The following is an 11,977-nucleotide window of genomic DNA, read 5'->3' on the forward strand; positions in this document are numbered from 1 at the left end:
GTCACCGCCGCAACCCGACTGTCATATTTTTGAACACATCGGCGGCCGACTGTCCCAAATTGTTCAAGCACCCTGCTGCTGCCGGCAGCCAGGCATAAAAAAACCGGGAGGGAGGAACCTGCGGTTCCCGCCTTCCCGGTCGGCTGTCTCAGCAGGCAGAACACCTGCGGCAGATCACATCCACAGGTTCAAAACGCGTGTTTGATGCCCAGTTGAATTGCCGTCGTGGTTTTTCCCGCTGCCGCCAGGAAGGCATTGTTGTTGGCAATGCCGAACGGCGCACCGGCGGTGTAACCGCTGCCGGCATTGACGCCGGCAATCAGGCCATACAGAGTGGTGCGCTTGGACAAGGCATAGTCATCACTGAGTATCCAGGTGCGCGAGGTATCGCTGTTGCCATCCTTGTTGGTGGAATAGTAAAACGCCAGCGTCGCCGTATTCGCCACCGAGGTACGATAATTCAGACCCAGCCCATACACGTGATACTGCGCCAGCCGTGAACCCGTCGCCGGATCGGTATTCTTGTCATTCAGATAGTTGCCGGTCAGGGTCGCGTCGCCCATGGTATAGGCTGCACCGACGCTGTATTTGCGGGTCTGTGCACCGGTGCCGCCAAGGGTGGCAGTGGGACGGCCGTTCTCGGTCTGATACGCGGCCGACAAGGTGACCGGACCGGTATAGGTCGCGCCCAGTGCAATCACGCGATTGGCGCTCATGCTGCCGGCCTGTTCGCCGAAACTGTAGGAACCGCTCAGATTGACGTCACCGACTTTGGTGCTCAGGCCGACTGCGTTGGCCACGAACACATCAATCACCGAATTCGAGTTGGCAGGTGCCGCTGCGGCGCCGCCATTCAACGGGTTTTGCGTCAGCGCCCAGGAAATCAGGCCGGAAAAAGTTTCTTTCAAACCGCGCGGATCAGTGGCGGCAAACGCCAGCACCGCCGGCGAGTATTGTTTACCGAGCGTGACCGAACCGAGGCTGTTGGACAGGCCGATATTCGATTGGCGTCCGAACAGGCCGCCCCACTGCCCACCCTCACCGGTGGTCGAAACGAAATGTCCTTCCAGATTGAAATTGGCTTTCAGGCCGCCACCGAGATCTTCGCTGCCCTTGAAACCGAGGATGCTGGGGCTCAGACCGCCCGTGCTCAGGCCCACCACGGTGCCGCTGCCGCCATTCGCCGTTTTCTGGTTATTCACCATCACCACGCCGGCATCGATCACGCCGTAAATGGTGACCGATGATTGTGCCTGTGCCTGTTGTACCCCGGCCCCCGCGATCGCCCCCAGTGCCAGCAATGCGCGCAATGATGTATTCAATTTTTTGTCCATCCGTATCTCCTCTGTCTAATGGATTTTCTGTCCTGCACCTGCATATCGATGCCCACGGCTAAGGGCAAAATGCGTGCCCGTCAGCGCGTGCCATCAGCGGCCACCCAAACACTGCCCCGCAAACCCCGGGCAAGGAAGTGGCCGACAGTGCGGGCGCTCATCGAAAGCCTTGCCGGCTGCGACTTCCACCGCAGGATGCGGCGGCGCAATACAAACCGGAATGATCATTTCCGGCTGCGCAAATTCGGATCACTTGTGTGCGCGTCTGTTCAGATTTTGACCGTCCCCGGCACGCGTGACCGGACACCGTCAGGGCTGACCACGCCGTCAGTGATGGCATGCGATTTGCTCTCGTCTTCTAGCAGACGCGCGCACATACAACAACCAGCTTGCCACCGCCCAAGGCCGCCACATGCATATCTGGAACAAAGTCCTGCTGCTATTGATTACCTCCTGTTGCCTGTCACAGGTCAGCGCCGGCGTGATGACGCGCGATACCATGGTAAAAAATTTCCCGGCACCGCTGATCGTCGCTGACAAAGCCAGCGATATTCCGGTATGGCCCTTGTTCCGTCAAAACGCGACCGCCAATGAGCTGGTCGGCTACGCCTTCGAATCGATTGATCTGGCACCGGTGCCGGGATTTTCCGGAGTCCCGGTCAATCTGTTGATCGCCCTTGATCCCAAGGGCAACTTTCTCGATGTCAAAGTCCTGTCGCATCATGAACCGGTATTTCTGGAAGGACTGGGCGAAGCGCCGTTGTTCCAGTTCGTCAGCCAGTATCACGGCCTGTCGCTGAACCAGAACATCAAGATCGAAGCACGCAATGGCCGTCAGACCAGCGCCACCAATGCTTATCTCGACGGCGTCACCAAAGCCACGGCATCGGTGCGCATCATCAATCAAACGGTATTGGCATCGGCGCTCAAGGTGGCGCGCAAGAAACTCGGGTTTTCCGCAGGCCGCGATCCGGATCTGATCGCCCGCATCAAACCCGATCTGCAAGAACGGCACAGCATCAAGTCCATGCTCAATGACGGTCTGGTCAAGCACGTCACGCTCTACAACAAGGACATCGAAAAGAAATTCGCTGCCACTGCCGGCGCCGGCCTCGATCCCGACGCCGTGAAAAATCCCGGTGCGGTATTCATCGATCTGTACCTGGCATATGTATCGGTGCCGGCCATCGGCAGCAATCTGCTCAACGCCGCCAGTTGGGACAAACTGCAAAAACGGCTGGAGCCGGGCGATCACGCCATTCTGGTGATGTCGAATGGCCGCTACAGCATTGCCGGCGACGATTTCACTCCCGGCTCTGTGCCTGACCGTTTGCTGTTGCAGCAAGACAAGTTGCCGCTGGAAATGCGTGATCTCAACATGGAGATGCACCTCAAGGACACGCAGAGTTTGCCCGCGCCGGAGCAGATCAAGGTATTTCGCGTCATCAGTCAGTCCGGACTGGATCCGTCGCGGTCACTGGATTTCCTGCTGCCGGTGATCCGCAGCAAAGGCATCATTTATCCCGAGCGTTTCACCGAGAATGTCGCTGTCAGCATGACGATCCCGACCCGTTTCTACACAGTGCCGGACAGCGACGACAAAGCCTGGCAAGGAATCTGGAAAAGCCGCTGGCCGGAACTGGCGGTTCTGGCTGCGGCGCTGGCACTGCTGTCGCTGGCGCTGATCCGGCAACGACAACTGACCCGCAATGGCCGGCGCTTTATCTGGTTCCGCCGGGGTTTCCTGCTGTTCACCTTGCTGTTCATCGGCTGGTACGCCCAAGGCCAACTTTCGATTGTCAATATCACCGGTCTGCTGCAGGCGCTGGTGGCCGGCCGCAGTCTCGATTTCTTCCTTTACGATCCGATGACCGTGGTGTTGTGGGCCTTCGTCGCGGTTTCGCTGATCGTCTGGGGGCGCGGCACGTTTTGCGGCTGGCTGTGTCCGTTCGGTGCGCTGCAGGAATTCACCGGCAAACTTGGACGCCTGCTGCATCTGCCGCAATTGAAAATTCGCGCCAGGACGGACGCCCGTCTGAAACTGATCAAATACGTCGTGTTGGCCGGGATCGTGACCAGCAGCATTTTCTCCAGCGCCATCACCGACATGCTGGTCGAAGTCGAACCATTCAAGACCGCCATCACCCTCAACTTCGTACGCTCCTGGCCCTATGTCAGTTACGCGCTCGGCTTGTTGCTGCTCAGTGGTTTCATCTACAAATTCTTTTGCCGCTACCTGTGCCCGTTCGGCGCCGGCCTGGCCGTGCTCGGCCGCCTGCGGGTGTTCAACTGGCTGCCGCGCCGCAAGGAATGCGGCACGCCCTGTCAGACCTGCCGTCATCGCTGCGATTATCTTGCCATCGCCGGCGACGGCAAGATTGCCTATCAGGAATGCTTCCAGTGCATGGATTGCGTGGTGATTTACGCCAGCGATGAAAAGTGCGCGCCGCTGATGCTGGAAAAGAAAAAGCAGGGAGTGAAGCGCGACTTCATTCCGATTCAGGTAACCCCGGTCAATTGATGAGGACCATCACATGCAACGTCGCACCTTGATTTCCGCCGCCGTCGGCGGTGCCCTGATCAGCGCTGCCGGCTGGCGTCTGTCACGCCCGGAAACCGCTGCCGGCCAACTGACCCGCAGCGCAGCGTTGCCGGATGGCGTTCATATGTACACCGGCAGCGACCTCGCCTTCGGCACCACCATGTCGATACAAGTGTTACACGACAACCGCCGGCAGGCGGAACTGGCGATTGAAGATGCGTTCCAGGCGGCCAGGAATGTTGATGCCCTGATGAGTATCTACAACCCGCGCAGTCAGGTCTGTCAGCTCAACCGCGACGGTCGTCTGGCCGCGCCCGATGCCCATCTGCTGCATGTGATGCAGGATGCGATGCGGCTGTCGGCATTGAGTGCCGGCGCGTTTGATATTACGGTGCAGCCGCTGTGGCAGCAATTCAGTCAGGCCGCCAGGAATCAGGTTCTGCCCGCGCCCGCCGCACTGCATGCCGCGCGCTCACTGGTCAACTGGAAAGACGTCATCATCAGCGCCGATGACATCCGTTTCCGCCAGCCCGGCATGGCGATCACGCTCAATGGCATGGCGCAGGGGTATGCCGTCGATCTGGCGCTGGCGGCGGTCAAGGCGCGCGGTGTACGACACGCCTTGCTGGATACCGGCGAGTTCATTTCCGCCGGCCACAAATCAGCCAATCGCCACTGGGCCATCGGTGTGCAAAACCCACGCGATACGCAAGCCCTGACCGCCGTACTGGAAATGGATGGCCGCAGCATCGCCACTTCAGGCGATTATGAAACCACGTTTACGCCCGATTTTCGTCATCACCATATTTTCGATCCGGCCACCGGCGATTCGCCGTTGCAACTGGCCAGCGTGACCGTGGCTGCGCCCACCGGCTTGCAGGCGGACGGACTATCGACGGCCCTGTTCGTCATGGGCAGCGCAAAAGCCTTGCGGCTGGCGGCAAGCCTGCCTCAGGTTGATGTCCTGCTGATCAGCAAACAGGGACAGGTATGGCGTTCCGCCGGATTGCGGCAAGTACCGAGCTGAGCCGCGATCGACATGACAGCGCGTCGGAAAAATTCACGGCCACATGCGGCGCGCCATGTGCCGGCGGTCAAACCAGATATGCCTGATCGCCGCCAGCACATGGACCGCAATCAGCACGGCAAAGACCAACGCCAACAACTTGTGATACTGCATCAGGTTGTCGCGCAAGCCGGCATCTTCTGCCGCCCAGCGCGGCAACTGCAGGCCAAAAAACCTGACGCCATACTTGTTGAAGGACGATGACAGATAACCCGTCAGCGGCTGCAAGAGCATCAGCACATACAGCAACAGATGCCCGCCCTGTGCGGCCTTGATATTCCACGCCGCCATGCTGGCCGGCAAGGCCGGCGGCCGGTGTGTCACACGCCACAGCAGCCGGACTATGATCAAGACCCCGGCCAGCACTCCGAACGACTTGTGCAGATTGAAATACACAGCGCGGTCCGGCGTCCCTTTGGGAATGCCGACCATCCAATAGCCGAGTGCCAGCATGCCGATCACCAGCAAGGCAATGCTCCAGTGCAGCAGCATGGCCACCTTGTCATAGCGGGCCGGGTCGTGCATGGGGGGCGATGTTGCACTCACCGGATCACCACGCCCCACGGCAATTCACCCACCGCGATTTCCTTGCTGACGGTATTGCTTGCAGTGTCGATCACCGATATCGAATTGGAGCGGCCATTGGCGACGTACAGCTTCTTGCCGTCCGGCGTGATCGCCATGTTCCATGGCCGCTTGCCGACCGGCACCGTGGCCACCACCGTATTGCTGCCGCTGTCGATCACCGTTACCGTGCCATCCTTGCCATTGGAGATATACACCCGCTTGCCATCGGGTGCGATCGTCACGCCATTGGAAAAATTGCCGGGCTTGATTTGGGCACTGACTGTCCGGGTTGCCACATCGACCGCGTAGACGGTACTGGCAATCTCGGCGGCAACATAGGCCTTGCTGCCGTCCGGCGTGAAGGCAATGCCACGCGGTCGCATGCCGAGCTTGACCGATCCGACTTGCTTGCGCTGTGCCACATCAATGATATCGAGCGAATCGGCTTCTTCGGCGCTGACGTACAGCCATTTGCCATCCGGGCTGAATACCGCGTGTTCCGGATTCTTGCCTGCGGTCTTGATGCTGAAGACTTTTTGATTGGTGGCGGTGGAAATGAAGCTGACCGAATTGGTGATTTCACTGGCCGCCACGACCCAGTCGCCGGCGGCAGAAATACCGACCCCTTCGGGCGATTCGCCGAGCGGCACGGTCCCGACCTGGGCTCGCTTGCCGAGATCGACAATCAGCAAGGCATTGGCCGGCTGATCGCTGACATACAACATCTTGCCATCGTGACTGACTGCCAGCCCGCGCGGCTTGGTGCCAGCCTTGATTTGTCCGACTACGTTATCGGTAGCGCAATCGATGATGGAAATGGTGCCGGATTTTTCATTCGGCACATAGGCGAACGGACTGGCTGTGGCCATGCCCGGCAACAAGGCCGCGGTCAACAGGCCGGCCAATGCCAGACGCCGGGCAGAAACGGCGAGAATGCTGTGCTTGATGGTCATGGTGGTATGTCTCCTGAACAGGGTTATTGTTTTATATTGCTGCGGCCTCGATCACTACATACACGCAATAAACATGCCGAAGCCGGGCGACTGACAGCATGCGTCCGGCGCGCCGCATGCCGGACACACTGTTGCAATTGCTCACAGGCGACTGCGGCAAATTGGAACAGTCGCCCTGGGCCCGGCATTACTTCGGTTTGTCGAATTGGTAACGCAAAGCAATCCAGAACAGGCGTGGCGCGCCCGGTGCGTAGAAGGTGGATTGCCGCACCGCATAGCCGGCCGCGGCGGAGCCGCCGAACGGCCGCGCACTGACATTGCCGCTGGCATCGAAGCCGGTCGGGCCAAGCTGTGCCGCGGTGTCATAACGGGTGTCGAACAGGTTGTTGATCTGGGCCATGACTTGCAACTGCGGTGTCACACGCAAGGCCGCGCCGAGATTGAAGATGGCGTAGCCAGCGCTGCGTCCGGGGCCGAGGTAATACTTGCCGTCCGGCTGATGCAGGCCGTTTTCATTGCCGCGCGCCAGAGACCCGGCCACCGCTACCATGCCGGCACTCACGGTCAGTGCCGGCGAAAAGGCATAGTCGGCAAACAGCTTGAGCATCTGGCGCGGAATCAGCGGAATCTTGTCGCCCGGATTGATACTGATATTCCCCTCCTGCCCCGGCTTGCCGGCCTGCGCCAGCGTATTGCTGCTGTTGCCGGTACCGTTGACGGTCTCGGCGCTTTGGTAGGTGGCATCGAGGAAGGTGTATTGGCCGCCGATATCCAGATTGCCAAACTTGCTGCTCAAGCCGAGTTCGATACCCTGACGTTTGGTCTGGCCGAAATTCTTGAAATAACCATAGCCGGATTGATTATCGGCCACGAACAGAATGTCGTCCTGATTGCGCGCACTGAACACCCCTGCATTCCATTGCAGGCGGTTGCCGAGCGAACCTCGGATACCGGCTTCCAGCGTGCGTGTCACCACCTGATTGAGCGGCGGATCGCTGGCCATCGCATTGGGCAACTTGCATGGCTGATCGGGATTGGCACACCCCAGCTCAATCGCGGTCGGGGCCCGGCTGCTTTCGCTGTAACCACCGTACAGATTGAGATTGGACGTCGGGCTGTAGGTCAGGCCGATGGCCGGGTTGAAACGCGAATAGCGATGATTGCCGCTGAGCGAAGCCGGATCGCCGTCGGCATGAATCTGATCGGCGTTTCTGATCGATGTCGTGTTATAGCGACCGGACAAGGTCAGATGCCATTTGTCGGCAAAGGTCATGGTGTCGCTGGCAAAGGCACTCCAGGTTTCGATCCGGCCCGACAGATTGACCCGGGTATCAAACGGCACGCCATCGACATTGCCGCCGGTGACGCCGTCGCCATACGAATTGATACCGGTGACGCTGCGGTCGGCATTGATGTACCCGAGTTGCGAGGATTGCTTGAAGTCGATCCGGCTGCCGTCATAGGCACCACCGGCAACCAGTTGATTGCGCTGGCCGAACACATCACCGAGCCAGGTCGCCTGCGCCGAGATGCCGTAGTTCTGTTGCGAAGTCTCGGTACGATTGATCAGGCCGGTACACTTTTCACCGGGTTCATCGTTGAGCAACCCTTGCGCGATACAACGCCAATACGGAAACGGCGTATTGGCCGCATTCATGGTGCCGGTCGGAAATCCGGTATAGCCGGCTGCCGTCAACGCCGTGCGCTCCGCCGCACTCAATTGATAGATGGACTGATCCAGCGCCCCTTCGTTGATGTCGCCGTTGAGCGTCGAGGTATGCATATCGCGGTAATACACATTGCCGGACAACAGCAGATTGTCATTGACGGTATGCGTGGCGGCCAGATTGAACATGGTGGAACGGTTCTGGGTCTGGTCCGGTTTGGTATAAACGCTGGCGCGGTCACGCGCGAGGAAGGTCTGCTCCTGCAAGCCGTTGCCGGTCATGTCATTGTCGGCATGGGCAATGCTCAGTTTCAGCGTGGTGCTGGCATTGCGCCAGCCCAGCTTGCCGAAAATCTGACGCACATCGGATGGCGAATCATTGCGCCAGCCGTCTTCCTTGAACAGATTGCCGGTGACATACCAGTCCAGCGTATCGTTGGCGCCGCCATGTTCGAATTCCACCGCGCGGCGAGCGTTGCTGCCCAGCGTGGTTTGCACCGACGTACCCGGATTGGCGCGGCCATCCTTGGTTTGTACCGATACCGCACCGCCCAGCGTATTCAGGCCGAACAGCGGATTGGAGCCCGGCATCAGGCTCATGGAAGAAATCGCCGCGCGCGGAATCAGATCCCAGCTGACCACATCGCCGAATGGCTGGTTCATGCGTACGCCATCGACGTATACCGACAAACCCTGTTGCGTGCCGAGCAAGGGCGAAGCGGTGTAACCGCGATAGCTGACATCCATCTGGAATGGATTGCCTTGCATTTCATTGACGTAAACGCTGCCCAGACGGCGGTTCATGAAATCGCTGAGATCAAGCGCGCCGCTGCGTTCGATGTCCTTGCTGGCAGCGGTTTGCACCGGTGCCGCGATTTGGTTGCGCGACAGCCCGATGCCGGGCAACGGCGTGGTGCCGACGACTTCGACTGCCGGCAGTTCAGTTGATGCCGCCGGGGCCGGGGTCTGGGCCTCGACCGCCAGCGGCGCAGCGACGCCAAGCGTCAGCGTCAGTTGCAAGGCGGCCGCCAGCGGCCACCGCTGCATCCCCCGCAGGATGGTGGATTGGTACATGTTGTCTCCTCATGTTTTTTTACCTTCACCCGGCTCTAAGCAATATGTTTGCCAGCGGATGAAACATGAGGCCGCATGCGGGGGCGGCGAAAAAACGAGACCAGATGCAACATGATCGATGCGTGCGCGATTGTTCCATTTTTCAACACCATCCCTAAATGGAACAATCGGGAACAATCGCGAACAACCGGGAATATCCGGATCAATCAACTGACAGCGGCAAAACTACCCGATCAAAAACGATAAGTCGCCTTCAGCCATGCATTGCGCGGATTGCCGTAGGTGTAACCGTTATAGCCTCCCAGACCGGTGTAGTAATACTTGTCGGTCAGGTTTTCGATATTGAGGGCGAGGCTGAGTTGTTTGCTGAACTCGTAACGCGCCATCAGACCGATCAGCGTCAGGCCGCCTTGACAGGCGCGTTTGGCGCTATAGGTTTCGTCATAGTAGATGCTGCTCTGATAGCTCAGGTTACCGCCCACGGTGAGCTTGCTCCAGCTGCCGGGAAAGCGATAGCTGGTGGCAACCCGAACCAGCCGGCGCGGATAGGTCGGGTTGAGCAAGACATCCTTGTTGCTGTGCTTGGAACTGTAGGTATAGCCGGCCATCAGTTGCAGTCCTGTGGCTGCTTCGCCCGCAATCGTGGTTTCAAATCCCTGGCTGCGCGCCCCTTTTACTGCCCGCGACGGCACTGTTCCATCAGGCAACAATGGGGCGCCGGTATCGGTTTCGACGGCATTGTCTTCCTGTGTTTCAAATACCGCAAAACTGGTATTGAGCTTGCCGCCCCAGTGCTCACCCTTGATCCCGAATTCGGTATTGGTGCCACGACGTGGCGCGATGATCTGGTTGCTGGCATCGCGTACCGTGTTCGGCTGGAAGATATCGGTATAGCTGGCGTAGACCGAATATTCCTTGTTGATGTCATAGACGATACCGGCATACGGCGTGAATACCTCACCTTCCTTGACCGGTTTGATCGTCACCAAGGCACCGTTGGTGTTATTGGTCCAGAACCGTTGGAAAGTGTTGTTCTCATACCAGGAAAGGCGGCCACCGATCAATACCGACAAGGCATCAAACGGCTTGAAACGCAGTGCGCCGTAGAACGCTTTTTCTTCGGTATTGCCGCTGAACTGGTTGAGCGGATAGCTAAAGTTCGGTTGCGCCACGGCGCCCAGATCGAAAATATTTACCGGCCGCCGGTCGAATGCATTGCGCACGGCTCCGCTGTTGCTGTAACCGTAGTTGTATTGATTGATATTGAATCCGGCAACGGCTTCATGCGTGCGGCCGAACAAGGAAAACGGGCCGGTGGCATACACGTCGAGCGACTTGTTGCTACTGTCGGCCGGATTGTCGGCGACCTGCACCGTGCCGGTATTCGCCGTGGGGCTGATGTTGCCCGGATACAGCCAGAGATCGGCACTGTAGCGTTCGCGGCGATTCTTGGCATAAGCCGCATCCACTTTCAGACGCCAGCCGCTGTCGAAGCGCTGATCCAGATTGACGAACACCCGCTCGGTAGTCATGTTCCAGGTACTCCATGGCGCACTGGAATTGAATGCGCGCGGCAAATGCGTGGCGCTGCCGTCGGCATAGAACAAGGGACTCTGACCGAAATTGGCGCCCTTGACTGCCGTGCGCTGATACTCATAGCCGGCAGACAGCAAGGTGTCGCGTGACAGATCTGCTTCGACGATGCCGTAGAACACGTCTTCACTCTGTTGTTTACCGTCAATGAAACTGTCGCCATCGGTATGCGACGCCACCATGCGACCACGCAGGGTACCGGCGGCATTCAGGCTGCCGCCGAGATCGGCTTCCAGATTGTAGCGATTCCAGGAACCGGCACCGGCCGTCACGTGGCCGGCGAATTCGGTGCCGGGGCGCTTGCGTACCAGATTGATGGAACCACCCGGCGACCCCACGCCATTGAGCAGACCTGCGGCGCCGCGCACCACTTCAACCCGGTCATACATGACGGTGCTGACCATGCTCGATTCACCGGCGATGGTATTGAAGGACAACGTCGGCACACCATCGATCATGGTATTGAGGGCGAAGCCGCGTGAGGAAAAAGTGACCCGTTCATCGAGCCGGTCGGCCACGATACCGGGTGTCTGCCGCAACACATCGGCCAGCGTCATCAGATTCTGATCGGCGATTTGCTGGCGACCGATCACACTGACGGATTGCGGTGTTTCGCGCAACGACAAGGCCATGCGCGTGGCGGCACCGGTGGCGCGCGTGGTGTAGGAGCCGCTGCCTTCGGTGGTGACGCTGCGTTCGGCGGCAGCGGCCACGGTAATGGCCGGCAACCCGGCATTGCTGCCATCCGGCCGCAGCGCCAGTTTGCGCAAGGTATAGGTGCCATCAGCACGCGCCACCATCTCCAGTCCGCTGCCGGCCAGCAACCGGGCGGCGGCGTCACGCGCCGGCAGATTGCCCGCTACCCCGTCACTGCGCAGGCCTTCGGTCAGCGCCGGCTCAAACGACACGGCAATCCCGGCATCCAGCGCGAACGTCGACAGCGTCTTGCCCAGCGGGCCGGCAGGAATGTTGTAGGTTTTGGCAGTGCCACTGCCGGCCGCCAGTGCTGACTGGCTCCAGCCAGCAGCCCCGCTCAAGGCCGCCAGCAGCAGCGTGGAAAGAAGAGTGCGACGACAATGCGGGCGCGCGCCGACGACGGGAGAGAACATGAAAATTTGATCCTTTCGATGGTCAAGAGAAGTGGTTCACTTCGCTTGCCAGCCAGAATCAAAAAAAGTATCA

The 11,977-nt window shown here is 59.3% G+C and carries 7 protein-coding genes; 2 read left to right on the forward strand and 5 right to left on the reverse strand.

Translation table 11 applies throughout. The annotated features are described in order from the left end of the window. Nucleotides 1–188: 188 nt before the first annotated feature. A complete protein-coding gene (locus AKL27_RS23460) occupies nt 189–1,334 on the reverse strand; it encodes a porin (protein ID WP_050465303.1) in 1,146 nt (381 codons plus the stop codon). 412 nt (nt 1,335–1,746) lie between these two features. On the opposite strand from AKL27_RS23460, the gene AKL27_RS23465 reads away from it, so the two are divergent. After that, the gene (locus AKL27_RS23465) at nt 1,747–3,855 is read left to right on the forward strand and encodes a 4Fe-4S binding protein (RefSeq protein WP_050465304.1); all 2,109 of its coding nucleotides are present in this window, start codon (nt 1,747–1,749) and stop codon (nt 3,853–3,855) included. A 13-nt stretch (nt 3,856–3,868) separates the two neighbouring features. Beyond that, the gene (locus tag AKL27_RS23470) at nt 3,869–4,903 is read left to right on the forward strand and encodes an FAD:protein FMN transferase (protein ID WP_050465305.1); all 1,035 of its coding nucleotides are present in this window, start codon (nt 3,869–3,871) and stop codon (nt 4,901–4,903) included. A gap of 33 nt (nt 4,904–4,936) precedes the next feature. On the opposite strand, the gene AKL27_RS23475 is transcribed toward AKL27_RS23470, so the two are convergent. The 4 genes from AKL27_RS23475 to AKL27_RS23490 all read right to left on the reverse strand — a co-directional run bounded on the left by AKL27_RS23475 (nt 4,937) and on the right by AKL27_RS23490 (nt 11,904). Next, a complete protein-coding gene (locus AKL27_RS23475) occupies nt 4,937–5,467 on the reverse strand; it encodes a cytochrome b (protein ID WP_050465306.1) in 531 nt (176 codons plus the stop codon). A gap of 17 nt (nt 5,468–5,484) precedes the next feature. Next, the gene (locus AKL27_RS23480; protein WP_050465307.1) at nt 5,485–6,462 is read right to left on the reverse strand and encodes a beta-propeller fold lactonase family protein; all 978 of its coding nucleotides are present in this window, start codon (nt 6,460–6,462) and stop codon (nt 5,485–5,487) included. 187 nt (nt 6,463–6,649) lie between these two features. Then, nucleotides 6,650–9,202, reverse strand: a complete 2,553-nt coding sequence (locus tag AKL27_RS23485) for a TonB-dependent receptor (RefSeq protein WP_083439251.1) — start codon at nt 9,200–9,202, stop codon at nt 6,650–6,652. Between the two features lie 233 nt (nt 9,203–9,435). After that, nucleotides 9,436–11,904, reverse strand: a complete 2,469-nt coding sequence (locus AKL27_RS23490; RefSeq protein ID WP_050465308.1) for a TonB-dependent siderophore receptor — start codon at nt 11,902–11,904, stop codon at nt 9,436–9,438. Nucleotides 11,905–11,977 lie beyond the last annotated feature (73 nt).

This window comes from Herbaspirillum autotrophicum (assembly GCF_001189915.1).
Taxonomy (GTDB): Bacteria; Pseudomonadota; Gammaproteobacteria; order Burkholderiales; family Burkholderiaceae_D; genus Herbaspirillum; species Herbaspirillum autotrophicum.